This is a genomic window from Pseudomonas oryzihabitans, from assembly GCF_024652905.1.
Lineage (GTDB): Bacteria > Pseudomonadota > Gammaproteobacteria > Pseudomonadales > Pseudomonadaceae > Chryseomonas > Chryseomonas benzopyrenica.
Genome location: NZ_CP102428.1, coordinates 4,416,216 through 4,440,313 on the forward strand (window position 1 = coordinate 4,416,216; position 24,098 = coordinate 4,440,313).

The 24,098-nt window shown below is 62.4% G+C and carries 22 protein-coding genes; 12 read left to right on the top strand and 10 right to left on the bottom strand.

What is annotated here, in order from left to right; translation table 11 throughout:
- Positions 1–191 precede the first annotated feature (191 nt).
- Positions 192–1,469 (bottom strand): MFS transporter, encoded by a 1,278-nt coding sequence (locus NRG74_RS20475; RefSeq protein ID WP_437181162.1) that lies wholly within the window; start codon positions 1,467–1,469, stop codon positions 192–194.
- A gap of 107 nt (positions 1,470–1,576) precedes the next feature.
- On the opposite strand from NRG74_RS20475, the gene NRG74_RS20480 reads away from it, so the two are divergent.
- The gene (locus tag NRG74_RS20480) at positions 1,577–2,458 is read left to right on the top strand and encodes a LysR substrate-binding domain-containing protein (RefSeq protein WP_257705171.1); all 882 of its coding nucleotides are present in this window, start codon (positions 1,577–1,579) and stop codon (positions 2,456–2,458) included.
- Positions 2,459–2,490: 32 nt separating this feature from the next.
- Here NRG74_RS20480 and gapS4b read toward each other — a convergent pair whose 3' ends face one another.
- The 4 genes from gapS4b to NRG74_RS20500 form a co-directional block, all read right to left on the bottom strand.
- Positions 2,491–3,612 (bottom strand): GapS4b family protein, encoded by a 1,122-nt coding sequence (gene gapS4b / locus NRG74_RS20485; protein ID WP_257705172.1) that lies wholly within the window; start codon positions 3,610–3,612, stop codon positions 2,491–2,493.
- Positions 3,609–4,232, bottom strand: coding sequence for a hypothetical protein (locus NRG74_RS20490; protein ID WP_257705173.1), 624 nt, complete (start codon positions 4,230–4,232; stop codon positions 3,609–3,611). The genes gapS4b and NRG74_RS20490 overlap by 4 nt, the downstream gene beginning before the upstream one ends.
- 357 nt (positions 4,233–4,589) lie before the next feature.
- Positions 4,590–6,428: a 3'-5' exonuclease gene (locus tag NRG74_RS20495; RefSeq protein WP_257705174.1), complete on the bottom strand. Its 1,839-nt coding sequence runs from the start codon at positions 6,426–6,428 to the stop codon at positions 4,590–4,592.
- Between the two features lie 597 nt (positions 6,429–7,025).
- Positions 7,026–7,418, bottom strand: coding sequence for a globin domain-containing protein (locus NRG74_RS20500; protein WP_257705175.1), 393 nt, complete (start codon positions 7,416–7,418; stop codon positions 7,026–7,028).
- 216 nt (positions 7,419–7,634) lie between these two features.
- Here NRG74_RS20500 and NRG74_RS20505 point away from each other — a divergent pair, with 216 nt between their 5' ends.
- Both NRG74_RS20505 and NRG74_RS20510 read left to right on the top strand, forming a co-directional pair.
- Positions 7,635–8,327 carry a bacteriorhodopsin gene (locus tag NRG74_RS20505; RefSeq protein WP_257705176.1) on the top strand — a complete coding sequence of 231 codons (693 nt, stop codon included), beginning with the start codon at positions 7,635–7,637 and terminating at the stop codon, positions 8,325–8,327.
- A 2-nt stretch (positions 8,328–8,329) separates the two neighbouring features.
- Positions 8,330–9,181, top strand: coding sequence for a Brp/Blh family beta-carotene 15,15'-dioxygenase (locus tag NRG74_RS20510; protein WP_257705177.1), 852 nt, complete (start codon positions 8,330–8,332; stop codon positions 9,179–9,181).
- Here NRG74_RS20510 and NRG74_RS20515 read toward each other — a convergent pair.
- Together NRG74_RS20515 and proP are read right to left on the bottom strand one after the other, a co-directional pair.
- Positions 9,155–9,634 carry an Lrp/AsnC family transcriptional regulator gene (locus tag NRG74_RS20515; protein WP_017642712.1) on the bottom strand — a complete coding sequence of 160 codons (480 nt, stop codon included), beginning with the start codon at positions 9,632–9,634 and terminating at the stop codon, positions 9,155–9,157. The genes NRG74_RS20510 and NRG74_RS20515 overlap by 27 nt on opposite strands.
- A gap of 469 nt (positions 9,635–10,103) precedes the next feature.
- Positions 10,104–11,555 (bottom strand): glycine betaine/L-proline transporter ProP, encoded by a 1,452-nt coding sequence (proP, locus tag NRG74_RS20520; protein ID WP_017642711.1) that lies wholly within the window; start codon positions 11,553–11,555, stop codon positions 10,104–10,106.
- A 126-nt stretch (positions 11,556–11,681) separates the two neighbouring features.
- Between proP and NRG74_RS20525 the strand changes: the two genes are divergently transcribed.
- Together NRG74_RS20525 and NRG74_RS20530 are read left to right on the top strand one after the other, a co-directional pair.
- Positions 11,682–12,758 carry an aldo/keto reductase gene (locus tag NRG74_RS20525; protein ID WP_064307590.1) on the top strand — a complete coding sequence of 359 codons (1,077 nt, stop codon included), beginning with the start codon at positions 11,682–11,684 and terminating at the stop codon, positions 12,756–12,758.
- A gap of 78 nt (positions 12,759–12,836) precedes the next feature.
- Positions 12,837–13,799, top strand: a complete 963-nt coding sequence (locus tag NRG74_RS20530) for a DUF6515 family protein (RefSeq protein ID WP_160921869.1) — start codon at positions 12,837–12,839, stop codon at positions 13,797–13,799.
- Between the two features lie 3 nt (positions 13,800–13,802).
- On the opposite strand, the gene NRG74_RS20535 is transcribed toward NRG74_RS20530, so the two are convergent.
- On the bottom strand, positions 13,803–14,486 hold the full coding sequence (locus tag NRG74_RS20535; protein WP_017642708.1) for a class I SAM-dependent methyltransferase: 684 nt from the start codon (positions 14,484–14,486) through the stop codon (positions 13,803–13,805).
- Positions 14,487–15,251: 765 nt separating this feature from the next.
- Between NRG74_RS20535 and NRG74_RS20540 the strand changes: the two genes are divergently transcribed.
- Genes NRG74_RS20540 through NRG74_RS20565 form a run of 6 tightly spaced genes read left to right on the top strand, consistent with a single transcriptional unit; the run spans position 15,252 to position 21,719 of the window.
- Positions 15,252–15,758, top strand: a complete 507-nt coding sequence (locus tag NRG74_RS20540) for a GspH/FimT family pseudopilin (RefSeq protein WP_064307588.1) — start codon at positions 15,252–15,254, stop codon at positions 15,756–15,758.
- Positions 15,749–16,354, top strand: coding sequence for a type IV pilus modification protein PilV (gene pilV, locus NRG74_RS20545; protein ID WP_064307587.1), 606 nt, complete (start codon positions 15,749–15,751; stop codon positions 16,352–16,354). Before NRG74_RS20540 ends, pilV begins: the two co-directional genes overlap by 10 nt.
- Entirely contained in the window at positions 16,351–17,091 is a 741-nt protein-coding gene (locus tag NRG74_RS20550; protein ID WP_160921868.1) for a PilW family protein, read from the top strand. Before pilV ends, NRG74_RS20550 begins: the two co-directional genes overlap by 4 nt.
- Positions 17,088–17,696: a pilus assembly PilX family protein gene (locus NRG74_RS20555; RefSeq protein ID WP_064307585.1), complete on the top strand. Its 609-nt coding sequence runs from the start codon at positions 17,088–17,090 to the stop codon at positions 17,694–17,696. The genes NRG74_RS20550 and NRG74_RS20555 overlap by 4 nt, the downstream gene beginning before the upstream one ends.
- The gene (locus NRG74_RS20560) at positions 17,693–21,259 is read left to right on the top strand and encodes a pilus assembly protein (RefSeq protein WP_257705178.1); all 3,567 of its coding nucleotides are present in this window, start codon (positions 17,693–17,695) and stop codon (positions 21,257–21,259) included. Before NRG74_RS20555 ends, NRG74_RS20560 begins: the two co-directional genes overlap by 4 nt.
- Before the next feature lie 7 nt (positions 21,260–21,266).
- Positions 21,267–21,719: a type IV pilin protein gene (locus tag NRG74_RS20565; protein ID WP_257705179.1), complete on the top strand. Its 453-nt coding sequence runs from the start codon at positions 21,267–21,269 to the stop codon at positions 21,717–21,719.
- Here the strand turns inward: NRG74_RS20565 and NRG74_RS20570 are convergent.
- Positions 21,716–22,555 (bottom strand): DUF6502 family protein, encoded by an 840-nt coding sequence (locus NRG74_RS20570; RefSeq protein WP_184290177.1) that lies wholly within the window; start codon positions 22,553–22,555, stop codon positions 21,716–21,718. The genes NRG74_RS20565 and NRG74_RS20570 overlap by 4 nt on opposite strands.
- Positions 22,556–22,676: 121 nt before the next feature.
- On the bottom strand, positions 22,677–22,820 hold the full coding sequence (locus NRG74_RS20575; RefSeq protein ID WP_257705180.1) for a hypothetical protein: 144 nt from the start codon (positions 22,818–22,820) through the stop codon (positions 22,677–22,679).
- Between the two features lie 177 nt (positions 22,821–22,997).
- Here NRG74_RS20575 and NRG74_RS20580 point away from each other — a divergent pair, with 177 nt between their 5' ends.
- The gene (locus NRG74_RS20580) at positions 22,998–24,098 is read left to right on the top strand and encodes a catalase family protein (protein ID WP_257705181.1); all 1,101 of its coding nucleotides are present in this window, start codon (positions 22,998–23,000) and stop codon (positions 24,096–24,098) included.

Below are 24,098 nucleotides of genomic sequence, written 5' to 3' on the forward strand. Positions count from 1 at the left end.
GTGGCGGGAGGTAGAGGGCCCCTTTTCAGGGCACGAAACGCCGCTCCGTGCGACGAGCGGCAGTGGAAGCGGTGATTTGGGCAAGAGAGGTGAAGGTAAAGGTGAAGCTGTCGCTGATGGTTATCGCGATCATGGCTGCAGGGACCGCTCCAGAGGCGTTTCAACCTCAAGGGAGCGGTCAAGGCCTGCAGTCACGCCGCTGGTAGCGGCTGCAACCTGGACAGCCGGACCGCCACGGCGAGGGCCGCGAGCAGCAGGGCGCCGATGAACAGACCGACACCGGTCCAGCCGCCCAGGTGCCAGCAGAAGCCACCCAGGGTGCCGGCCACGCTGGAACCGGCGTAGTAACTGAACAGATAGAGCGAGGAGGCCTGACCCCGCGCCTGGCGCGCGCGCCGCCCGACCCAACTGCTGGCCACCGAATGGGCGCCGAAGAAGCCGAAGGTGAACAGCAGCATCCCCGGCAGCACCAGCCACAGCGGGGTGAACAGGGTCAGCAGCAGACCGCACAGCTTGAGCACGATGGCGCCAGCGAATACCTGACGCCGGCCGAAACGATCGGCCAGGCTGCCGAACTTGGCCGAGCTGTAGATCCCCGCCAGATAGACCAGTGACAGCACGCCGATCCAGGCCTGGCTCAGGTGGTAGGGTTCGGCCAGCAGGCGATAGGCGATGTAGTTGAACAGGGTGACGAAGGCGCCCATCAGCAGGAAGGCCTCCAGGAACAGCCAGGGCAGCCCGGCATCGCGAAAGTGCAGGGCATAGCCGGCGAGCAGGCTGCGCGGCCGCAGCGGCCGCGGCTGAAAGCGCTTCGAGGCTGGCAGGCTGCGCTTGAACAGCACCGCCGCCACCAGGGCCAGCACCCCCAGGGCGCCGAGGGCAATGCGCCAGGAGACGAAATCCACCAGCACCCCGCTGATCACCCGGCCGGACATCCCGCCCAGGGCGTTGCCACTGATGTAGAGGCCCATGGCATAGCCCAGGTGTTCGGGATGCACCTCTTCGGCCAGGTAGGTCATGGCCACCGCCGCCACCCCGGCCAGCGACAGCCCGACCAGGGCACGGGTCACCAGGATGCCGTCCCAGGTGGGCATCAGGGCGCTGAGCAGGGTGAAGCCACCTGCGGCGAACAGCGCATAGACCATCACCGACTTGCGCCCGATGGCATCGGAAATCGGTCCGGTCACCAGCAGACCGCAGGCCATCAGGCCGGTGGCCAGGGACAGCGACAGACTGCTGGCCGCGGCGGTCAGGCCAAAGGCCTGGGAAAAGATCGGCATCAGCGGCTGCACGCAATAGAGCAGGGCGAAGGTGGCGAAGCCGCCGCAGAACAGCGCCAGGGCGGTGCGCAGGAATTGCGGCGTACCTTTCTCGATGAAGGCGTCCGGTGCGTGCTGCGGCTCATTGGCGGCAGGGCGGGTTTCCAGCGGGGGGGTAGGGGGCGTGGCGGACGACCGGGACGTGTTCACGGGTACCTCAGGGCAGGTCTGACCTCACCACCCTAGGCTGGCAGCTGCCATATATCCAATATATTGTCCGTCTCGATTGATAGGTTTTGCGACTCAATGGAAGACGTATGGAATTGCGCCACCTGAGGTATTTCGTGGCGGTGGCCGAGGAGCTGCACTTCGGCCGCGCCGCCCAGCGCCTAAATCTCTCCCAGCCACCGCTCAGTCAGCAGATCCAGGCCCTGGAAAGCGAGCTGGGCACACGTCTGCTGGAACGCACCAATCGACGCGTCGCCCTGACCGAGGCCGGCCGGCTGTTTCTCGACGAGGCCCGGCAGATCCTCCTGGCCAGCGAACGCGCCGCCGAACGGGTCCGTCGTGCCGGCCGCGGTGAGACCGGGCAATTGCAGGTGGGCTTCAGCGCCTCCTCGCCCTTCGTCGCCACTATCCCCAAGACGCTGTTCGCCTACCGCCGCGCCTATCCCGAGGTGCGCCTGCAACTGCAGGAGATGAGCAGTCGCGAACAGATCGACGCCATGCTCGCCGGCAACCTGCAGATCGGCCTGATCCGCCCCATCGAATTGCCCGACGCCCTGGTGGCGGTCGAACTCTTCCGCGAACCCCTGGTGGTCGCCCTGCGCCACGACCATCCCCTGGCCCAGCAGGGCTGCGGCCCGCTGCCCCTGGCCGCCCTCGCCGCCGAGCCCTTCGTCTACTTCCCGCGCAGCTTCGGCACCGGCCTCTACCAGCAGCTCCACGGCCTCGCCGCCCGCGCCGGCTTCACCCCGCGCATCGTCCAAGAGGCCAGCGAAGTCCTCATCATCCTCGGCCTGGTCGCCGCCGGCCTCGGCGTCACCGTGCTGCCCGCCACCTACCAGCGCACCCAGATGGAAGGGCTGGTGTATCGCGATCTGGACGATCCGGAGGCGACCTCGGCGGTGTGGTTGCTCAGGCGCCGGGATGAGGTGTCGCCGCAGGCGGAGGCGTTTGTGAGGCTTTTAATCGAGTAAGTGAGTGGGATTAATAATCCGCCCGTGCTGGCTTATGGTCGGTTTTGAAGCTTTTTAAAAGAGTTTACTTTTTCAAATTCTAGTTCTTTTAATATTTCTTCTTTTGCATCATTTCTATCCATGGATTTATTTATTTTTTCAAATGTTATGTTTTTTATTTTCATTTCGATTTCGCTCGCTTTGTTTTGGCTTGCTGTAAATTCAGGGAAGCTTATCGATATGACGCAGTCGCCATCAAGCCCAGAGACGCTAAATCTAAATTTTGAATCCACTCTGTGCAAATGCAGTGAATGCCGATAGGATAGCTTTGTCAAAAATTCCGATTCTTCTAGGGTTATTCCCTTTAAATCTAGACTTCTGATTCTTTCTTTTAACCATTCTAAATCTTTTGGTAAAGCTATTTCGGGATCGGGTGTGAGTCCGATATCTACTATCTCTAAAAAAGTTAGCGTTGTTAGTCGGCTCTCTTTTGTGAGGCCGAGCAAATAAGAAAATCTGGTTTCGTTTGTAAAATCGCTAAAGGTGATAGATTTTGCTTTTTCTTCGGCAGGGATCGCATTTTTTGACTTTAGATGAGTTATTAGGTAGCTGGACAGTGCGGTGTTTGTTTTTTTTGTTTCTGGGGCGGTATGTGTGCTGATTATTATTAATTCATTGTTTTCTTTGTCTTTTTTGATTTCTATAGAAGCTCTAAAGTTTCTTTTTGTCTCGACCCAGTTTTTGGATCTGTTTAGACGTTCAATTGTGAAGTCCATGCGGACTGTGTTTGGATCTCCATTTACAGGATAAAAGCTTGGCGTTCCAATTGCTTTATATGTTTCAAACTCTAAATTTATGATTTTGTTTATATTTATCTCGTCGGGCATTGCATTTATAAGGTCGCTGTCTCCCTGCCATTTTATAGTTTGTGTGGTTATTTTGGGGTTGTCCTCTTTTGAAGTGTATGCTTGCTGAAGGTTCGCAAACTCGCTCGGTCTGATAAGTGTGAGTGTGAGCGCTGGAATGCTACTTTCTTTTTCTGAGCTGGATAGAAAAACTCCACGGCTTCTCAGGATGCTCTTGAGATCACCTTTGCTTATATAAGGTTGCGCCAGATAGGATCTCAAGCTTTCACCTTGAGGGAGAATGGAGTCCTCATTCATGGTGTTAGTCATTCTTCACTTCCTCTGAAATCGCTTTTATATGAATTCACTTTAATTGTGCTTGCGAATTTCTTATTGGCTAAGCCGGCTTTTGTGATGTCTACATCCTGCTTGTGCTTAGTGAATTCGTAATCAGGAAATGCAATTAGTACTTCGTTTGCAAATTCTAAAGTCGCTGCCATAGAAAAGCCGATTAGGCGTTTTAGAGTGTTTTCAGAAAAATTTTCTTGGCAACAAATGAGCAGGATTTTCTTTTTATCAGTTTCGATGTGGAAGGGTATTATTCCACTATTCAAGTATTCGGCAGGTAATATTTCGCCGCTGGTTAGTCTTGTAGATGTTCCTATGTTTTTTCCGGTTGACGGGTATAGGAATCTATAGTTTTCTTTTCCGAAACTGCTTCTTGCGTAAGTTATGGTGTCGTATAAAAAGCTTGCCCTATAATTGTCTATTACATATATCGTACCATAGGGGAAGTCATCAATTCCTTTAACGCTACAAACTTGCTGAACTATATCTGTTGATGGATCGTCTGCGCTGTTATCCAGAAGAGAACTCCTGAGACTGAATCGGAGTTCACGTTTTGATAGCTTTTGTTTATTCTCTTCTTTGTTTCTGACTTTTTGAAGCATTCTATAGCTGTTGCTAAGTCGTTTATATGTGATTTAAAAGTACTTGAAGGTGAGTTGGGGTATGGCTTTGACGAGAATTTAGATGATACTAGTAGGTGTCTTAGAAGGTCGTCTTCCAGTGGAGAGGGTGAGGAAAAGATGAAATCTATGCCGTGCTGTTTTCTCAGGCTTCCATCTTTGGCATGCTCTTTTTGTTTGAAGCAATCAATGTCTGTTCCTTTTATACTTGAATGCCAGCCAATTAGCTTTAGCAAAGATTCGACAATGTCTTCACCGTGCTCACCTAGTTTTTTTGACCACTCGCCCATTGTAAGGCTCCATCTGCGATTGGTTTGAGATATCTAATAGCACATTTTTTTAAAAGGCAGATTTCACTTTTTTTGTAAGCGAAGACTCTTGTTGATACGTCATCACCAACCGATCAATCGCCCTAGTCATCGCCACATACAACAACCGCGCCTCATCCGCTTCCGGCTCGCCCTGCTTGGGCATTTCGCCCAGTCCGGGAATCAACACCAGCCCGAATTCCAGTCCCTTGCTGGAGTGCATGCTGACGATCTTGACGCTATCTTCGGCGTCGTAGAGTTGGGCGCGGCCCTTGTTGCTGGCGCCGGAGCGATAGGGGATGGCGACCTTCTTGAGTTCGTATTCGGCCTGGTAGGCCTGGCGGGTGCTGCGGTAGAGGATGGCCATGTCGCTGAGCGGGCGGCCGGCGGCATGTTCGTCGCGGATGCGGGCGATGAGCAGGTCCCATTCCTCGCGGTCGCTGCCGCACTGGATGAGTTCGGGGAAGGGGCCGCGGCGGCCGGCGCTTTCCGGGGCGATCAGGGGCACGCCGTCTTCGCTGGCGTCGCGACTGGTCAGCAGTTCGGTGGCGAAGGCGCGGGCGACGGCGAGGATCTCCACCGTGTTGCGGTAGTTGAGCTTGAGGATGGTGGTGCGGCCCTGGGCCTGGATGCCGACGCTGGCGAAGCTGAAATCCAGCGCCTTCTTGCCGCCCTTGCCGCGGTAGATGGCCTGGGCGTCGTCATAGAGCACCAGCAGGGACTGAGTGCTGGGGTCGACCATCTGCACCACCAGCGTGAACCACTCGGGGGCGAAGTCGTGACCTTCGTCGATCAGCACGGCGCTGTACTGGCCGCGGGGGATCTGGCCGCGGTCGACGGCGTCGATGGTGTGCAGCACGTACTGCTCCATCTTGGCCGCTACCGGCAAGCGGTGGTCCGGCTTGTCCACCTGATAGGCGGTGAGCATCTCGGCGCACCAGGCGTGAAAGTTCTGAACCACCACCCGTTCGCCAAGGCCCTTCTGCTCGATCACCTGGCGCAGCCGGCCGGCCAGGGACTTGTTGTAGCAGAGCACCAGGATGGGTTTGACCGAGACCTTGGCCAGGTGGGCGCAGCGATAGCCGAGGATCATGGTCTTGCCACTGCCGGCGGCGCCATGGATGACGCGGTGGCCGTCGCCTAGGGAGCGCGCCAGCTGTTCCTGCTGCAGGTCCATGACCTTGATCAGGCTGGGCAGCGGCGCCTCGGCGGCGTCGAACAAGCCGAATTGGCCGGGCTGGCTGTTGACCCGTACCTCGGGGTAGAGGTGATAACGCACCCGGTCGATCTGCGGCAGGGTGAGGGCGCAGGGAAAGACGTGGGGGAACATGTCCCAGAGGCGTTGCTGGAAGGCTTCCGGGTCGGCGGACTCGGTCATCTCGTCCTGGAACAGCACGCGCTGGGGATCGAGGACGTCGGCCAGGTCGGTCTGCTCGAACTGGCGGCGGGTGATGCCGGTGAGCACCACGCCCCAGCCCCAGGGCATGATCAGCTGGCCCGGATGGGGCGAGCCGGCGCTCTGGCGCAGCAGCGGGTCCTTTTTCAGCAGCAGGTCGACTTCGAGGATGTAGGAGCGGGCTTGCAGCAGGGGATTGGCGACGGTCTTGAGGCCGTCCTGGGTATGCAGCCGCACCTTGCCCGGGGTGACGGATTCCAGGGTGGCGAGCTTCCAGTCCTTGACCTCCAGCACCAGGATGCCGCGACGCGGATGCAGTACGACGAAATCCGGGTAGCGCGCCTTGGGGCCGACCGGGACGTTGCTCCAGCAGAGGTAGTCGTCTTCGAGCAGTTTTTCCAGGCGTTCGGCGAAGCGACGTTCACCGGGGGTATCGAACTGGCATTGGCTGCGAGCGGGGAAAAAGCGGGCCATCGGTCATCCATTCCGAGAGGCGGCAGGGCGCGGTAAAGCGAGACCTGGCGCACAAAAATCCTTTCGTCATACGTTAGCCAGACCGGCAAGGCGGGTAAAGCGAGGAAGGGCGTTTGGTGGGCGACTGGAGCGCTCGGCCGACCGATGGTGGCTGGCAGGTGGCCGGTATTGGGCTGTTTTGGGGGGGATAGCGGTACTTCGGGGTTTGGTTTGCCCTCACCCCGGCCCTCTCCCGGGGGAGAGGGGGCGTTTGGATGAGGTGCGGTGCCTTGGGGTGTTGGGCTTCGACGATGGAGCTGTCTCAGCCCAACCTACGGGGTGTGGTTTGCCCTCACCCTGGCCCTCTTCCTGAGGGAGAGGGGCGTTAGGTAGGGTGCGGTGCCTTGGGGTGTTGGGCTTCGACGATGGAGCTGTCTCAGCCCAACCTACGAGGTCTGGTTTGCCTCACCCCGGCCCTCTCCCTGGGGGAGAGGGGGCGTTTGGGTGAAGTTGGGGTACCTTGGGGTGTTGGGCTTCGACAGTGGAGCTGTCTCTGCCCAACCTACGGGTTTCGTAGGTTGGGCAGAGCGGAGCGAAGCCCAACAATCAGGGCCCTGCTCAGTAGTAACGGCGCATCACCGCGATCCCTGCCTCTAGCACGCCTTGCCATTCCTGGCGCAGGACGGGGGTGAAGTCGGCATCGTGCTGGGCCAGGGTGGCGAGCAGGCAGTCGACCCAGCCTTCGTAGAGTTCGGGACCGATGTCCAACCGCGCCCGGCAATGGCTTTCGCCAAGCTGGCGCAGTTTGGTGGTAGGCATGCCGCGGGCCACCAGGACCAGATTCATGATGCCGTGGCGCAGCAGCAGCTTCTGGGCAGCCATGTCGGTGTGGGCGAACTTCTCCCGGACCCGGGGCGAGCTGGCCAGGAAGCGCTGGTAGAAATCATCGAAGAAGGCGGGGCTGGCGCAGCAGCGTCCGTAGCTCAGCATCACGTTCTGGGCCGGCAGCATGCGGATTCCTGAGTGGGCACGAAACGGCGCAGCCTGCCCGAGCGCTGCTGAGGACGTCTTGATCCCGATCAAGGGGGACGCCGCGCGACTCTCTGAAACATTTTGAACCAACTCACACTGCGGCTTCTCTACCTTAAGCGCAGCGGTCGCCGAGAAACCCCTACTCCAGAGGGCCTGGCCCGTCAGTGCGCACCTATCGTCCCCCTGGAGAACCCCATGAGTCAGACCCCTCTGCTAATCGGCTTCGTCATCATGTCGCTCGCCTCCCTGGCGATCTATGCCAAGGGCGCGCACCGTGGTCCGCTACGCGGCCACACCCTGATCCACGCCGCCGTGCCCTTCATCGCCGCTACGGCCTATCTGGCCATGTACCTGGGGGTTGGCAATCTGATCAAGCCGGATGGCAGCGTGACCTATGTCGCTCGCTACCTGGACTGGACCTTCACCACGCCACTGCTGCTGGCCGGGGTGGTGAGTTCGGCCTTTCTCGGCGCGCGTGAGCAAGAGGGACAAGGCGGCTTCGTAGCCTCCATCGTCACCCTGGACGTGGTGATGATCGTGACGGGCCTGGTGGCCTCCCTGGCGCCCTACGGCACCATCAAGTGGGTGTTCTTCGCCTGGTCCTGCGCGGCCTTTGTCGGGGTGCTCTATCTACTGTGGAAACCGCTGGCGACCCTAGCCGGGCAACATGCCGCGATCGGCGCGGCCTATCGCAAGAACACCGGCTTTCTGACCGTGCTCTGGCTGATCTATCCGGTGGTCTTCGCCATTGGCCCGGAGGGCGGGTGGATGGTGAGCGATGCGGCGACCATCTGGATCATCCTGGTGCTCGACGTGCTGGCCAAGGTGGTCTATGCCTTCACCTCCGAGCGCAATCTGCGTGCGGCCCTGGCGCGGACTGGCGTCTAAGGATGCAGGAGACCGGGCGAGGCTGGCTGGCGCTGGTGCTGACCGCCGGGCTCGCCAGCCTGGCGGGCGGGGCCGGGCAACTGGCCTACGCCCTGGTGGTAGGTTTGGGTCTGGGCTTGCTGCATGGCGCCAGTGATCTGCGCCTAGTCGCACCCGGGCGGCGCCTCGCCTTTATCGGCTGCTATCTGGCAGCGGCCCTTGTCTGTCTGCTCTGCTGGCAACTGGCAGGCACGGCGGCGCTGCTGCTGTTCCTGTTGCTCTCCGCCTGGCATTTCGCCCATGAAGACGAGCTGTTTCCCAAGCGGCTGACCTCGCTGGCCCTGGGGCTGTTCATCATTGGCGGTCCGGCGGTGGTGCACGAAGCCGCCGTCGCCCGGTTGCTGGCCCTGGCCATGGGGCCGGCTGCTTCTCTTGCCCTCGCAGACTGGCTAGCCCGCGTGCTCCTACTGGGTGGGCTGCTGGCACTGCCGGTACTGTTGCTGGCCGCCTGGCAGCAGCGTTGCCCCAGGTTGGCAGTGACGTTGCTGGCCGTGGTGCTGGCGCCGCCCCTGGTGGGGTTCGCCCTGGGCTTCTATCTGCTGCACGCCGCGCCCCAGACCGGGGTGCGCCAACGTTTGTTGGGGGCGCCCACCTTCAAGACCTATCTGCGTCTGACGTGGCCGATCCTGCTGGGCGCTGCGCTGTTTACCCTGGCCGGTGGCCTGGTGTTCCTGCTGCAGGAGCGTACCGGCATCCGCGCCCTGTTCGCCGTGCTGGCGGCCTTCGCAGTACCGCACATGCTGGTGCTGCCGCGTTTTCTCGACGCCAGCGTCGAAGCCGCGCCGCGCTCAGGACCGCAGGTGGTTGAGCGGTAGCTCGGTACTGGCCAGGATCTGGTTGAGCACGAAGCTCGACCGCACGCTGGAAACGCCCTCGATGCGCGTCAGGGTGCCCAGCAGCAGCTGCTGGTAGTGCTCCATGTCGGGCACCACTACCTTGAGCTGGTAATCCGCATCCATGCCGGTGACCAGGCAGCACTCCAGCACCTCAGGACACTGGGCGATGATGGCCTGGAAGTTCTCGAAGCGCTCGGGGGTGTGTCTGTCCATGCCGATGAGGACGAAGGCGGTCAGCGACAGGCCGAGTTTCTTGCGATCCAGCAGGGCGACCTGACGGGTGATGTAGCCGCTGTCTTCCAGTTGCTTGACCCGTCGCGAGCAGGGGGAGGGCGATAGCCCGATGCGTTCGGCCAGTTCCTGATTGGACAGGCGCGCATCGCGCTGCAGTTCTGCCAAGATTTTCAGATCGAAGCGATCGAGTTTGTCCATTTTGCATGCCTTGCGCTAGCCGATTGCGCTTAATGCTAGGTTTGTGGACGAGGATTGCGCAAGAGGCAGGAAAGAGTGTGCACAACGCAAACCTCTGCCGGCCACAGGGGCGTAAGCTGAACTCAACTTCGATAGCCCGGTAGAGCTGTCCAACGAAGGCGCCCCAGGAGGGCCTTTCGCATCGCCAACGACGGTATCCCGTCCGCCGCGCCCGGGCCCGCCCAGGTCACCATTCCTGGTCGATCGCAGCCACCGTCACGAGCGGTGCGAGAGGACAACGAATTCAAGGGGAGGCCGCAAGGTCTCCCCTTTTCTTTTGCGTGGGATTTAGGGGGGAGCGGGGAGGGCGTCTGGGGAAGGTAGGGTAAGGGGGAAGAGCATCGCGGCCATGGGCCGCTCCTACGGTAGTTCATGCCTGTAGGAGCGACCGCAGCGGCGGACCGCCAGGGCCGCGATCAGACCTTCAGGCTTACGCCTGTCCCGGCGGCTGCTTGTCCACGGTCAGGGGTGCGTCGCTGGCGAGGAATTCCCTGGCCTCTTCTTCGCTGGCTACCGAGGGTGGCGAACCGCGCAGGGGTTGGCCGGCGGTTTCGCGCACGGTCAGCATGGTCAGGATGCCGATCACGGCCGCGGCCATCAGGTAGTAGGCCGGCACCAGGGGGTCGCCGGTCTTTTCCACCAGCCAGGCGGTGACCAGCGGGGTGGTCCCGCCAAACAGCGACACCGAGATGTTGAAGGCGATGGATAGGGCGCTGTAGCGGATGGGGGTGTAGAACAGCGCCGGCAGGGTGGACGGCATGGTGCTGGTAAAGCAGGCCAGGGCCATGCCCAGCAGCATCAGGCCGAGGAAGATCAGCCAGTCGTGGCCGCTGCCGATCAGCTTGAGGCAGGGAATCGCCAGGACCAGGATCGCCACGCACGCACCAATGATCATCGGCTTGCGCCCCAAGCGGTCGCTGAAGAAACCGCCCAGGATGTTGAGCGGCATCATCACCACCATGACGATGAGGATCAGCAGCAGACCCTTGGTCTCGGCGTAGCCCATGGTCACCGCCAGATAGCTGGGCATGTAGGTCAGCAGCATGTAGTCGGTGACGTTGAACACCAGCACCAGGCCGACGCACTTGAGCAGGGCGACCCGATGCAGGGTGAACAGCTCGCGCAGACTGTGCGCCGGACCGTCCGCGGCCTTGCCTTCGTTGGCCTCGGTGTGGGCCTTGAACGCCGGGGTCTCTTCCAGCTTCAGGCGCATATAGAGGCCGAGCAGGCCGAGGGGACCGGCGATGAAGAAGGGCACGCGCCAGCCCCAGTCGAGCAACTGTTCCTGGGTCAGGGCCGCGGTGAGCGCCGTGACCGTTCCCGCGCCGGCGATATAGCCGGCCAGGGTGCCGAATTCCAGCCAGCTGCCCATGCGTCCGCGGGTCTTGTCGGTGGCGTACTCGGCGATGAAGGTCGCCGCTCCTCCGTATTCACCGCCGGTGGAGAAGCCTTGGACGACACGTGCCAGCAGCAGCAGGGCAGGCGCCCAGATGCCGATGCTCTCGTAGCTGGGGATGAGGCCGATGCTGAAGGTGCCCAGGGCCATCATGATCATGGTCAGGGCCAGCACCTTCTGGCGACCGTACTTGTCACCCAGGGGGCCGAACACCATGCCGCCGAGGGGGCGGACCAGAAAGGCCACGGTAAAGGTGGCGAAGGTGGCGATCAGCTGGGCGGCGGCATCGCCGTCGGGAAAGAAGACCTTGCCCAGGGTCACGGCCAGGTAGCCATAGACGCCGAAATCGAACCACTCCATGGCATTGCCAAGGGCGGCGGCGCCGACGGCGCGCTTGACCAGGGAATTGTCGACGATGGTGAGGTCGTCCGGCTTTACCTCATGGCGACGCTTGAACCAGCCAACGTGATGATGGTGTTTCGACATGTGTTTTCCTCCTTGCGTGGGGCCATAGACCCAAGCGGACCGCTGTAAGTGCGATTCCTGTGCGGTTGAAACTTGCCGAACACGCCTGGAGTCGACCCTTTATCGGTAAAAACTCTTGGAGGCACCATGCAATATCGTCCGCTCGGCCACTCCGGCCTGCTGGTTTCCCAACTCGCCCTCGGCACCCTGCAGGTGGGTGGTCGCGATGGATTCGAGAAGTGCGGGGGCATCGACCTGCGCACCCTGCGGCGGCTGTTCGACATCGCCTTCGACGCCGGGGTGAATCTGGTGGATACCGCCGATCTGTATTCCTACGGCCTGGCCGAGGAACTCGTCGGCCAGGCCCTGGGCGACAAGCGCGACGACATACTGCTGGCATCCAAGGGGCGGAGCGCCATGAGCGACGACCCCAACGACAGCGGCGCTTCGCGCTATCACCTGATCCGCGCCTGCGAGAACAGCCTGCGCCGGCTGGGCACCGATCACCTGGATCTCTACCAGCTGCACAACTGGGACGGGGTCACCCCCATCGAAGAGACGCTGGAGGCCATGACCCACCTGGTGCAAAGCGGCAAGGTGCGCTACTTCGGCACCAGCAACTACACCGGCTGGCAAATGATGAAGACCCTCGGCAAGGCTGAGCTGCACGGTTTCATCAAGCCGGTCAGCCAGCAGATCTATTACACCCCGGAATCCCGCGAGGCGGAGTACGAACTGTTGCCGCTGGCCCTCGACCAAGAGGTCGGCACCCTGGTCTGGGGCCCCATGGGCGAGGGTCTGCTGACCGGCTCGACCCGCCGCGGCAAGCCTGCGCCGCAGGGGACGCGCCAGGGCAGCGATTGGCCCGAGCCCTATGTACACGATCCCGAACGCGCCCTGGACATCATCGAGACCCTGGCCGCGGTGGGCGATGCCCATGGCGTCTCGGTAGCCCAGGTCTGCCTGGCCTGGCTCAGGGATCGCCCGGGCATCACCAGCCTGATCGTCGGCGCCCGCAGCGAAGCCCAGCTGCACGACAACCTGGCGGCCATGGAGCTGGCGCTGACGGCAGAGGAGTCCGCCCGGATCGAGGCGGCGACCCGTCGCGAGCCGCTGTATCCCTATTGGCACCGCATCGTCGCCGGGATGGATCGACTGGATCCGGCCGAGCAGCCGTTCCTGGCCGAGCAGCGCAAGACCCTGGAGCAGCGCCGCGACAAATAGGGCGAGCGGCTAACGGCCGGGCTGGGGGAGGGTCCAAGCCTTGGGGTACTCTGGGCCATCCCCTCGTGGAGCCGTGCGATGAAATCGCCTGCCGTGCTGTTCGCGCTTGTCTTCTCCGGCGTTTCGCTCTGGAGCATCGCGCCCGCCTGGGCCGATAACAACTATCGCCTGGGCGGCGTCTATGTGAATCCGCCGCCGGGCGCCCAGCCGCCACCCGTCATTCCCCCAGGCAATGCTGGGCGCTGGCAGGGCCGCGGTCAGGGTGACTGGAATGGCGGCTCGCCCGGACGCGGCAATGGTCCGGCGCTGGAGCGCTGGGAGCGCAACGATCCACCACCGCCGCGACCAGGCTATCAGCCGGCCTGGCAAGACCGCCCCGTCCCGCTGCCGCGTCCGGGCTACATGATGCCGGCGCCTGACCAGCCCGGTCGGAGTTATCCGCCGCCGCCACCCCCACGACCGGAGCGGGACCCGCATTGGTCCGGCCCGCGTCCCGGTTGGGGCGCTAATCCCCAGTGGCGACCCGGTTTCGAGGTACCGGGCGTGCCGGCCGGTTTCACCCGCGTCTGGTATCGGGACAGTCAGTATTACTACGCCGACGGCTACTGGTATCGGCCCCAGGGGCCGCGCTATGTGGTGACCCTGCCGCCGACCGGGGTACGCGTCAGCGTCTTGCCGGCCTTTGCCGAAACGCTGTGGATGGGCGGCACCACCTACTATTTCGCCGCGGGCAGCTATTACCGCACCGATCCGGGCGGCGGCTTCGTCACCGTCGCCGATCCCAACGTCGCTGCAGTACCGACCACGACGGCGGCGCCTCCAGGGACCGGCTACGACGCCTATGACGTCACCGCCTATCCCTTGCAGGGCCAGCCGCCCGAACGCTACGCCACGGATCGCTACGATTGCCGCCGCTACGCCGCTGGCGAGTCGGGCTTCGATCCCGAGCGACCCGGTGCGGTCGGCGATCCCTACCTGACCCAGCGCTTCCGCCAGGCCCTGGCCGCCTGCCTGGCGGGGCGTGGTTATCAGGTGGAGTAGCGCTCAGTCGTTGGTCAGCTGCACCAGGGTGAACAGCCCAAAGGGCGGCACGCTGCTGCGACTGGCGCGGCGCAGGTCTTCGCGGGAAAGGATGGAGTCCATGGCGAAGTCAGGGTGCCAGCCCAGCTTGCGCGAGGCCGGTGCCAGGGTCTTTTCCGCCAGCAGGCGCAGGCCGCTCTCGGCCTGGAAGTGATTGACCAGCAAGAGGTGGCCGCCCGGCTTCACCACGCGCCGCATCTCCTGCATAAGCTTGCGCGGATTGGGCACCACGGAGGCCACGAACATGGCCACGGCGATATCGAAAGAGCCGGTGGGCAGGCCGGTTTCCTCGGCATTGGCTTCGAGCAGCGCCTCCACCGTGGTGATCTCGTCGCGCGCGACCCGCTCCCGCGCCTTGGCCAGCATGTCCGGCGAGAGATCGATCCCGGTGACGCGCTTGTCGGCGCCATAGTGCGGCAGGGCGAGACCAGTTCCTACCCCGACCTCCAGCACCCGGGTACCCGCCAGGGCATTGACCGCCGCCACCGCCCGCTTGCGACCGGGCGCGGAAACGCCACCAAACACTCGATCATAGACATTGGCCCAGCGCCGGTAGGCGGAAATGATGGCGGCATTGTCCAGCGCGGAGTGCGGTGCGGACGTGTCGGCGGTATCTAGCGAATAATCGATTTTCTTCGAGTCGTGCATAGCGGCCTTGTCATTGTCGGTAGATGAAAGCAGGGGCGTTACGGAGCTAACTCGGAGCGGCGTCCGATGGTGGAAAGTGCGGCCTGTTAACAGGGGCAGGCGCTTTGCTACTTCGTCGTGCGGATTGAAAGAAGGCTGATTGCCTTGGTGTGCATGACCTGCAAGCCAGGCGTGACGGCTGTTCCATGGCGCCAGAGTGCAGGGCGGTTACTGTTTTAAAGCAATTGCAAGGTATTTGGCTAGTTATGTCGCCCCGAGTTTCTTCTGGATGAGAAGTTGATGGTTTAATTATTTTTGATTGTTCGTTCTTTCAATTAAACATTATTTTATTATTTGTTCATTCAATTAATGAGTTTTAAAGCACATCACGTGGCAGGCAATGGCCGTGCTGGAGCAGAGTTCTGCGCAGAGCCATGGCGGCGGCGGGGAAACCCTGAGGCGCAGGGGAGCAGCGCGCGAAAGGCTGGCGATCAGTAGCATCCTCGCGTGTTCGTCATAAGAGTCTGACCATTTTCAAGGGGGCGATCAGACCGAAACCTGGGCGTCAGAGCGTCTGGGCCGCATGCAGATGGTTAAAGAGCATATTGATAGCTGGCTTTATTTGCGTTTTACAAGCTAATCCGCAGCGCTTCCCTTGTTCGTTTCGCTTCCCTTCGACGCGTCCAGTCATCCCGTCAAGACGGCCGAATGTCCCGCTATTGCTGATTTATCGCCCACTTGGGCGCAGCATTCGCATAACTCCGCTAGACAATAGGCAGACCTGGCATGAAGAAGGCTGCAGGCTTCACTCTTACCGAATTGCTGATAGTCATGGCGCTGGTTGCCATCCTGGTATCCATCGCAACGCCTGGATTTGGCGCCCTGACACGGGCCAATCGCGTCCTCGTCGCCGCGAATGAGCTGACTAATCTACTCACCTACGCCCGTAGTGAGGCCTTGACCCGAGGTCTCAACGTCAGCGTCGAGGCCCCTGGGGTCAACAACTGGTCCGGGGCGCTCAAGGTCATCACTGCAAGCAGCACCGTGACCGGTGCCGTGGAAACCCTGAGGACCTTCGAAGGCACCGGTCTGGCGCCCAATGGCCTTAACAGCACGGGGACTGCCGCGCGCCTGACCTTCCGGCCCAATGGCACCCTGGCGAACGCCTTCACCATCCGGCTCTGCGCCAGCAACGACAAGAACACCCCGGGCAAGGTCCTCAGCGTCAGCCAGGGCGGCCACATCGAAGTGACCGATTTCCCGCCGACGTCAGTGAGCACCGGATGCAGTTGAGACAAGGGTCTTCCCAGACAGGCTTCAGCCTGATCGAGGTGCTGGTGAGCCTGGTGATCATCTGTACCGGCGTGCTGGGCCTGGTGGCGTTGCAGTCGCGCAGTCTGGTGCTGTCCCAGGACGCCATTCAGCGTAACAACGCCATCATGCTGGCTGGCGATCTGCTGGAGCTGATGCGCAGTAATCCCGATGCCGCGCTGGACAGCGGGGGCCGCTTCTTCACCGACAGTCCCTATGCCAAACCGGTCGGTGAAGACTTCACCACGCGGGCGCTGGAGGCGGCGGATGGCTCCTGTGCCACCCTCGATCGTGGCCAGGGCGGGGAGACGGTCGCCGGCAAGGATCTCGCCTGCTGGCTGCAACAGGTGCGGACGCTCCTGCCGGTCAGCGATGCCATCCTCAAGGCCAATTTCACGGTATGCCCGACGCGCCAGCCGCCCCAGGTAGGCAGCGCCGCGCCCTATGCGGACCCCAATGCCTGCGTGTCGCCCACTGCCTCCATGGTGATGATCGTCATCGCCTGGCAGGACAATACCGGCAACAGCGCCGGCTGCAGTGGCGGCCTGTGCTTCTACACCCTGAGGGGCGAGCTATGAGGGCGCAGCGCGGCCTGTCCATCGTCGAGCTGATGGTGGCCCTGACCCTGAGTACCTTTCTCATCCTGGCGGTGACCCAGCTGTACCTGAACAACAAGCGACACGCGCTGTTCCAGGAAGGCCAGGTCAGCAACGATGAAAACGGACGCACCGCGTTGTTGTTGCTCGATCAGCAACTGGCACGCGCGGGCTTCCGGGCCAATCCGACCCTGCAGACGACCCTGGAGACCGCCTTTGCCGCGCGTCCCGCCGCCAATGGCTGCCCGGCGATGAGCAGAGGGCAGGCCATCACCTTGACCGACGACAAGACCGGGGTGTGCCTGCGCTATCAGGGCGAGACCAGGGGCAGGGACAGTGACTGCCTGGGTAATCCCATCGCCGAAGCTACCAACGGTAACGGCACTGAGGTGCTGACCCGTATCAGCTATGTCGCCGATCCCGTGGGCGCTGTCGGCCGCGGCAACCTGCAGTGCAGCGCCCAGGGCCAGCCGGCCCAGGTCATCGTCGCCGGCCTGGCGGATTTCGTCTGGTTCAAGCTGCCCACGCCCAGTCAGGCGAGTCAGGCCGTGCGCTATGCCGCGCTGTTTTCTAGTCGCGCCGTACCCACTGAGGGCATGGCCAACGCCATGGCCGCCAATTGGAAGCCCCTGACCGGGCGCGAGCCGCCCGCGGGCGCCAGCACCCAGGTGCTGCAAATCGTCCAGGGCAGCGTCACCTTGCGGAATCTGATGCCATGAAGTCCTGCTCACACCGGCGCCAGGGGGGCGCGGTCCTGCTGATCGCCCTGGTCATGCTCCTGCTGCTCACCCTGCTGGCCGTTACCAGCATGCGCGAAACCACCCTGCAGAACCGGGTGGGCGGCAACGTCTCCGAACAGAAGCGGGCCTACAACGCCGCCGAATCGGCGCTGCGGGAAGCCGAACGACGGCTGAGTGCCCTGCGAGGCACGGTGATGTTCAACAGTGCCAGTGCCGGCTTCGACTCCTGCACCACCAGTGCGAATACCCTGGCGCCCACCGTCGAGAATCTGTGCATCCTCAGCGACGGCAAGGATCTGGACACCCAGGCCAAGGTCCAGGCCTGGGCCAAGATCGCCTTGCAGACCCTGAGCGATGCGCCGGCGGAGAACTCTGTGGGTTACCGAGGCTTCGATGGCGAGTCCCGCTATCGTCTTGCGCCGCGCTGGGTAGTGACCTTCATTGCCGGAAGTGCCAGCCCAAACCCCAGCGAAGCCCTCAGTGGCAAGGGGTCCTACTACTACCGGGTGACCGCCGTCGCGCGCAGCGGTGGCGCGCGCTTCCCGGTCATCCTGCAGAGCATCGTCAAGCTGGAGGTGCAATGAAGTTTTCGTCCTGTCTGGCGCCCTTGGCTGCGCTGCTTGCCGCCAGCTGCGCCAGCGCGAGCAACCTGAATATCAGTCAGCAACCGCTGTTCCTCAGCACCGGTGTCGATCCCAACATCATCGTCACGCTGGACAACTCCAACAGCATGAAGTGGGGCTTCATCCCCGATTGGCTGGGGTACAGCGCCAATGGCCTGCGCACCACGCGGCGGGTCAAATCAGCGGCCTTCAATGCGCTCTACTACAACCCGGCGGTGAGCTATGCCGTGCCGAAAAAGGTCACCTTCAGCAATGGTGTCCTGACGGTGGCGGACTATCCGGTCAGCAGCGGCACCAGCTTCGATTTCACTCGGGTTTACGTGAATGGCTTCCGGCCGGCCGCCGGTACGGTGGACCTGAGTCGGGACTATCGCGTGGCTTGGGAATACGACACCGCTCGTGGCCAGGATACCAACTACAACGCCGGGACCAACTACGGCGGTGCGACCGGCACCATCTACTACCTGGCGGAAAATCCCAGAGCGGATTTCTATGCCTGGCGCAACGATAGGACCGAAACAGGGGTTCCAGCCTATTACTACGTGTTCAACAAGGAAAACCCCAACTGCCAGCCTTCGAATGACGACTGCTACACCCTGGTGAACCCTACCTCCGCGGCTGATCGGCAGAACTTCGCCATCTGGTATGCCTTCTATCGCAATCGCGCCTTGAGCATGCAGTCGTCGGCCAATCTGGCCTTTTCGCAATTTTCCACTTCGGTCAGGTTGACCTGGCAGGATCTGAGCAACTGCACCACGCTGAACTCGGGCACCGACTGTGAGGGAATCAGCTACCGCGGCAGCAATCAGCTGCGTACCTTCGACGGCCAGGCGCGCGCGAACTTCTTCAGGTGGTTAGGCGATCTCAACTTCAATACCGGCACGCCGCTACGCAGTGCCCTGGATCGCGCTGGGCGTTTCCTGCAGAGCGGTGGCAAGGACGGTCCCTACGCCAAGGATCCCGGGGTGACCCAGAGTCCGGAATACGCCTGCCGCCCGAGTTATCAGATCATGATGACCGATGGTAAGTGGAACTCGGACAACATCGGTGCCGGCAACGTGGATGGCAGTGGCCAGACCTTGCCAGACGGCATGAAATACTCACCACGGGCGCCCTTTACCGACAGCGCGAGCAATACCCTGGCCGACCTGGCGTTCAAATACTGGGCGACCGATGCCCAGCCGGGGATCTCGGACAAGCTCTCGCCTTACGTTCGCGACCCTAGCAGCAATACCGACACCCAGTACTGGAATCCCAAGAACGATCCGGCCACCTGGCAGCACCTGGTCACCTATACCGTCGGTTTCGGCCTGAGTTCGTCGCTGACCAGCCCGGCTTGGGGCGGCAGTACCTTCGCGGGCGGCTACAGCCCGGCGATGACCTGGCCCGCCGCCAGCAGCGACAGCGACAACAACGTCTATGACCTCTGGCACGCGGCGATCAACTCCCGCGGCGACTTCTTCAGCGCCGACGATGCCAATGGCCTGGTCGACTCGCTGAATCAGGTGGTCAATCGCATTGCCCAGACCCAGTCGACCAGCGCCGGCCAGGCCTCGTCGCCGCTGCTGGACAGCACCCAGAGCTCCAACTACAGCTATGTGCCCAGCTTCTCCAGCAGCGACTGGAGTGGCGACCTCAGCAAGTACCTGCGCACCGCGACCCGCACCTCTCGGGTCTGGAGTGCCCAGGGTCGCCTGGATGCGAGCTATGGCGCGGGCGGCTTTGCCACGCGCAAGGTGTACATGAGCGTGGGAGGCGTGCGCCAGCCGTTTATCTGGAGCAACCTGAGCGACGACCAGAAGGCGAAGCTGAATCGTAATGCCAATGGCACCCGCGATACCTTTGGCGAGGCCCGCCTCAACTATCTGCGTGGCGATCGCAGCAAGGAAAGCCAGACGGCCACGCCGGCCCTGCGCATCCGTAACCATCTGCTGGGCGATATCATCGATTCCAAGCCGGCGCTGGTGAGCACGCCCAGCAGCCCCGCGGCCAGGATGAACGCGCTCGGTGCCGCCGGCAGCTACAGTGCCTTCCAGCAAAAGTGGGCCAAGCGGGCGACCCGGATCTACGTCGGGGCCAACGACGGCATGCTGCACGCCTTCGACGACAACGGCGACGAGGCCTTCGCCTTCGTTCCCAGTGCGGTCATTCCCACTCTCTACAAGCTCACCGATCCAAGCTATACCAGCAGTACTCATCAGTTTTCGGTGGATGGCACGCCGGTGACGCAGGACGTCTACTACGACAATGCCTGGCATACCGTATTGATCGGCACCCTGAGAGGCGGTGGCCGGGCGGTGTTCGCCCTGGACATCACCGATCCCAGTGATCCCAAGGTACTCTGGGAGCGCAGTGCCAGCGATGCGGATTTCAGCGAGTTGGGCCTGACCTACAGCAAGCCCGTGTTCGCCCGGTTGCATACCGGCGACTGGGCAGTGCTGCTGGCCAATGGTTACAACAGCGCCAATGACAAGGCCGTGCTCTATGTCCTGGACGTCAAGACCGGCAAGCGTGTCACTGTACTCATGCCGGAGCCCAACGACGGCTTGACCACTCCCAACGGCCTGGCCACGCCGACTCCGCTGGATGCCAATGGCGATCTCATCACCGACTACGTCTATGCCGGCGACCTGCGCGGCAATCTCTGGCGTTTCGATCTGATCGGCAACAACCTCAAGGCCACTGCTGGCGTCAGTGACTTCCGGGTCGGCTTTGGCGGGGCGCCGCTCTATCGGGCGCGTGCCTCTCGCTATAGCAGCGGCGGTGCCGATCAGCCCCAGGCCGTCATGGCGGAACCCCGACTGCTCCGGCATCCTTCGGGGATCGGTTTTCTGCTGGTGTTCGGCACCGGTAAGTACCTGGAAAGCGGTGACGCCACGGCCGTTTCCGGTAAGGCCATGAGTCTCTACGGCATCTGGGATCGGCAGACGGCAGGCACCCTGGTGACCAGTACACCGAGGCTGACCGTCGCGGATCTTCAGCAACAGACGCTGGGTGGCGATACGGCGATCACCTATGCCAGCGCGACCGACGCCTCGGTCAACACCACCGCCAATACGGTAAGCACCAATGCCGTGGATTGGTACGACGAGAACACGGGCACTGGCAAATACGGCTGGTATCTGAATCTGCCAGCAACGGGTGAAATGATCATCACCAACCCTGACTACCAGGCAGACACCCTCTTGGCGGCATCCCTGGTGCCCAACGACGATCCTTGCGATTCGGGCGCTGTCACCTATCTTTATGCCTTGGATCCCTATACCGGTGGCGGAACCGATCATCTGCAACTGGGCACGACGATCAATTATTCCCGTCTGAAATTGGCCGGTCTGTTCCCCGAACTTTCCGCCTTTTCTTACCGCGATGGTCTGATCACCGTTGGCGGAACCACCATCTCGACGGAAAACGGTGGGAGCGACTCATCGGTTATCAACCAGGGGCAGAACGAGGGGGTTAAACTCCGGCCTGCCTCGGTTCGTCAGACCTGGCGCACCTTCTCCAACCAGAATCCCGATCCCTGAGGTAGCGATGCGAGCACGAGGCTTTACCCTGATCGAGCTAATGGTCGTCGTGGCGATCGTCGGCATCCTGGCGGCCATCGCCTATCCGAGCTATCAGAACTATGTGCTGCGCTCTAATCGCAGCGAGGGGCAGGCGCTGCTCAACGAGGCGGCGGCGCGGATGGAGCGCTTCTATGCGCAGAACAATGCCTATCCGACCAGCGTGGCCAATCTGAACATCGTCAACAACAGGACGCCGGCGGGCAGCCAGACGGTGACCTCGACCAGCGGCTACTACCAGTTGAGCATCGCCACCTATGCCGCCAACAGCGCGGACTACGCCAGCAATGGTCCCTATCTGCTAACCGCGACCCGCAGTGGTACCCAGACCCGCGACACAGTGTGTGGCGATCTCACCCTCAACGCCCAGGGCGTGAAAGGGGTCAAGGGTTCCGGCAACGCCACCGACTGCTGGCGCTAATCCTCCCGCCCCTGCACCAGGCCTGCATCCCGCTCCTGCTCCACCCGATAGCCGCCAAAGCCCAGGGTCACCCGCTGGGTGGCGTCGGCCTTGCCGGCGTCTTGGGCTTCGTGCTCGACCACCAGGCGATTGAGGCGGTTGAGCAGCTGCATGGATTCGTCGTAGGCGGTGCGATAGAGACTCAGGGTCGAGTCCTGGGTCAGGTTGTGGCCGTAGACCACATGGAAGGTGAAGTCCGGCGCGGCGCGATCCTGCAGGTAGAGGCGCTCGAAGCCGGCCAGCAGATCGCCGGTGAAGTGGGCCAGCAGCCGGCCCGCGCCTTCCTGGCTCTCGGTGCCGCGCAGCAACGAGCGTGGCGTGAGCACCACCCGGTCTTCCTCGTCGAGGCGGGCATAGCCCTTGCGCAGCCATTCATCCAACACGGTACGGGCGCGGACGTCGCTGCCGACGCTGGCGACCAGGGCGTCGAAACTCTGTTCGCCGCCGCGCCGCTGGGTGCGGGGCAGGGGGCGCAGATTGCCCTCGGCATCGAGCAGGTCCAGCCGTGAGGTCCAGGCGCTGAGCACCTGCCATTCCAGGCTGGGCGTGCAGGGCGTACGTTCCGGGCCAGCCTCGCGCAGGGCGCGGACCTCGCGGCGCGGCAGGCCAGTCAGGACCGAGATGCGGCTGTCGGAATTGGGCTTGTCGCCCAGCGGCTCGAAATCCTGGGCGACCTCAAAATAGGTCTGGCGCAGCAACCGATCGAAGGTCTGGTAGGTCACGCCGGAGGCGATGGCGATTCGTACCAGCCGGCCGATCAGGCTGCGCAGAAGCAAGGGAACCTTGGTGGAAAGCATGGGGGACTCGACGCGGCAAACGCCCGCCCATCTTCGCGGGGCCTTGGGCCCCCGTCAAACCAGCCAGTCATAAAGTGTCGCGGACGCCGCTCAGGTTGTCGTCCGCGGGGCAGGGCACTGCCTAGCCGGGTGTGCCCGATTCGGTCTCGCCGGCCACGTCCGGGTCGTCCGGAAACTCTTCCGGCTCCATGTCCGCATAGGGCAGCTCTTCGGGTGGCGGGGTATTGCTGGGGTTGTCATAGGTCTTCTGTTCGACGTCGCTCATGGTGGGCTCCTGGGTGGGTGATGGAGATATCGAACCCCTCTGAGCGGGGCCGTTCCCGAGCGCCAGTCGAGCGCGACCTTGTGTCGGCTGAGTGGCCAATGGCCGAACGCCGTTAGCGCGATAGCGGTCCATTTGCTGACCGTCTCATCCGAATGACGGCATCCGAGGAGTCCCGTGATGACCACGCCTACCGCTGTCCATCCGCTGCCGTTCCAGCCCGCCTTCGAACAGGTGCCGGATGACGAAGCCGACACCGTTCGCGAGATGGTCGCAGCCATGAGAGACATCACCGAGACCACCTATGCCAATGGTGGTCATGCCATCCGCAGCGTGCACGCCAAGAGTCATGGTCTGCTCACGGGCCAGGTGACGGTGCTGGATGGTCTGCCGCCGGCCTATGCCCAGGGCGCCTTCGCCACCCCGGGCAGCTATGCCGCGGTGCTGAGATTCTCTACCAACCCCGGCGACATCCTGGCCGACAGCGTTTCCACCCCGCGTGGCCTGGCGCTCAAGTTGATCGACGTGCCGGGCGAGCGCCTGCCTGGCAGCGAAGGACAGGTGACCCAGGATTTCGTCATGCAGAACGCGCCGGCCTTTACCGCGCCGGATCCCAAGACCTTTCTCAAGACGCTCAAGCTGCTGGCCAAGACCACCGACCGCGGCGAGGGCCTGAAGAAGGTGGCGTCGGCGGTGCTGCGCGGCACCGAGAAGGTAGTGGAGGCCTTTGGCGGCGAGAGTCCGACGCTGAAGAGTCTGGGTGGCCACCCGGAGACCCATCCGCTCGGCGAGACCTTCTACACCATGGTGCCCTTTCTCTACGGCCCCTATTTCGCCAAGCTCAGCGTGGTGCCGGTGGCGCCGGAGCTGACCGCCCTGACCGATGCCCCGGTGGAGGTCAACGGCAAGCCCGACGGCCTGCGCGAAGCGGTCAACGCGCATTTCGCCCAGCACGGCGGGGTCTGGGAGATCCGCGTGCAACTGGGGGTAGACATCGAGCAGACGCCGATCGAGGACGCTTCGGTGGTCTGGCCGGAAGACCTGACCCCCTATGTGACCGTGGCGCGCCTGGAGGTCCAGCCGCAACCGGCCTGGAACGAGGCCCGCTCGCGCGAGGTTGACGACGCCATGGTGTTCAGCCCCTGGCACGGTCTGGCCGCGCATCGACCCCTTGGCGGCATCATGAGATCGCGGCAACCGGCCTACGAGATGTCTTCGCAGTTTCGCAGCGAGCGCAACGGCTGCCCGTTGCACCATCCGCGCGGACCGGTGGAGTTGTAG

Bases quoted from the DNA above. Each gene is read 5' to 3' on its own strand.
- NRG74_RS20530 (WP_160921869.1), top strand. From the start codon at position 12,837: ATGAAATCGCCTGCCGTGCTGTTCGCGCTTGTCTTCTCCGGCGTTTCG.
- NRG74_RS20480 (WP_257705171.1), top strand. From the start codon at position 1,577: ATGGAATTGCGCCACCTGAGGTATTTCGTGGCGGTGGCCGAGGAGCTG.
- NRG74_RS20535 (WP_017642708.1), bottom strand. From the start codon at position 14,486: ATGCACGACTCGAAGAAAATCGATTATTCGCTAGATACCGCCGACACG.
- proP (WP_017642711.1), bottom strand. From the start codon at position 11,555: ATGTCGAAACACCATCATCACGTTGGCTGGTTCAAGCGTCGCCATGAG.
- gapS4b (WP_257705172.1), bottom strand. From the start codon at position 3,612: ATGACTAACACCATGAATGAGGACTCCATTCTCCCTCAAGGTGAAAGC.
- NRG74_RS20510 (WP_257705177.1), top strand. From the start codon at position 8,330: ATGCAGGAGACCGGGCGAGGCTGGCTGGCGCTGGTGCTGACCGCCGGG.
- NRG74_RS20570 (WP_184290177.1), bottom strand. From the start codon at position 22,555: ATGCTTTCCACCAAGGTTCCCTTGCTTCTGCGCAGCCTGATCGGCCGG.
- NRG74_RS20490 (WP_257705173.1), bottom strand. From the start codon at position 4,232: ATGCTTCAAAAAGTCAGAAACAAAGAAGAGAATAAACAAAAGCTATCA.
- pilV (WP_064307587.1), top strand. From the start codon at position 15,749: ATGCAGTTGAGACAAGGGTCTTCCCAGACAGGCTTCAGCCTGATCGAG.
- NRG74_RS20495 (WP_257705174.1), bottom strand. From the start codon at position 6,428: ATGGCCCGCTTTTTCCCCGCTCGCAGCCAATGCCAGTTCGATACCCCC.
- NRG74_RS20500 (WP_257705175.1), bottom strand. From the start codon at position 7,418: ATGCTGCCGGCCCAGAACGTGATGCTGAGCTACGGACGCTGCTGCGCC.
- NRG74_RS20575 (WP_257705180.1), bottom strand. From the start codon at position 22,820: ATGAGCGACGTCGAACAGAAGACCTATGACAACCCCAGCAATACCCCG.
- NRG74_RS20505 (WP_257705176.1), top strand. From the start codon at position 7,635: ATGAGTCAGACCCCTCTGCTAATCGGCTTCGTCATCATGTCGCTCGCC.
- NRG74_RS20540 (WP_064307588.1), top strand. From the start codon at position 15,252: ATGAAGAAGGCTGCAGGCTTCACTCTTACCGAATTGCTGATAGTCATG.
- NRG74_RS20565 (WP_257705179.1), top strand. From the start codon at position 21,267: ATGCGAGCACGAGGCTTTACCCTGATCGAGCTAATGGTCGTCGTGGCG.
- NRG74_RS20555 (WP_064307585.1), top strand. From the start codon at position 17,088: ATGAAGTCCTGCTCACACCGGCGCCAGGGGGGCGCGGTCCTGCTGATC.
- NRG74_RS20550 (WP_160921868.1), top strand. From the start codon at position 16,351: ATGAGGGCGCAGCGCGGCCTGTCCATCGTCGAGCTGATGGTGGCCCTG.
- NRG74_RS20580 (WP_257705181.1), top strand. From the start codon at position 22,998: ATGACCACGCCTACCGCTGTCCATCCGCTGCCGTTCCAGCCCGCCTTC.
- NRG74_RS20525 (WP_064307590.1), top strand. From the start codon at position 11,682: ATGCAATATCGTCCGCTCGGCCACTCCGGCCTGCTGGTTTCCCAACTC.
- NRG74_RS20560 (WP_257705178.1), top strand. From the start codon at position 17,693: ATGAAGTTTTCGTCCTGTCTGGCGCCCTTGGCTGCGCTGCTTGCCGCC.
- NRG74_RS20515 (WP_017642712.1), bottom strand. From the start codon at position 9,634: ATGGACAAACTCGATCGCTTCGATCTGAAAATCTTGGCAGAACTGCAG.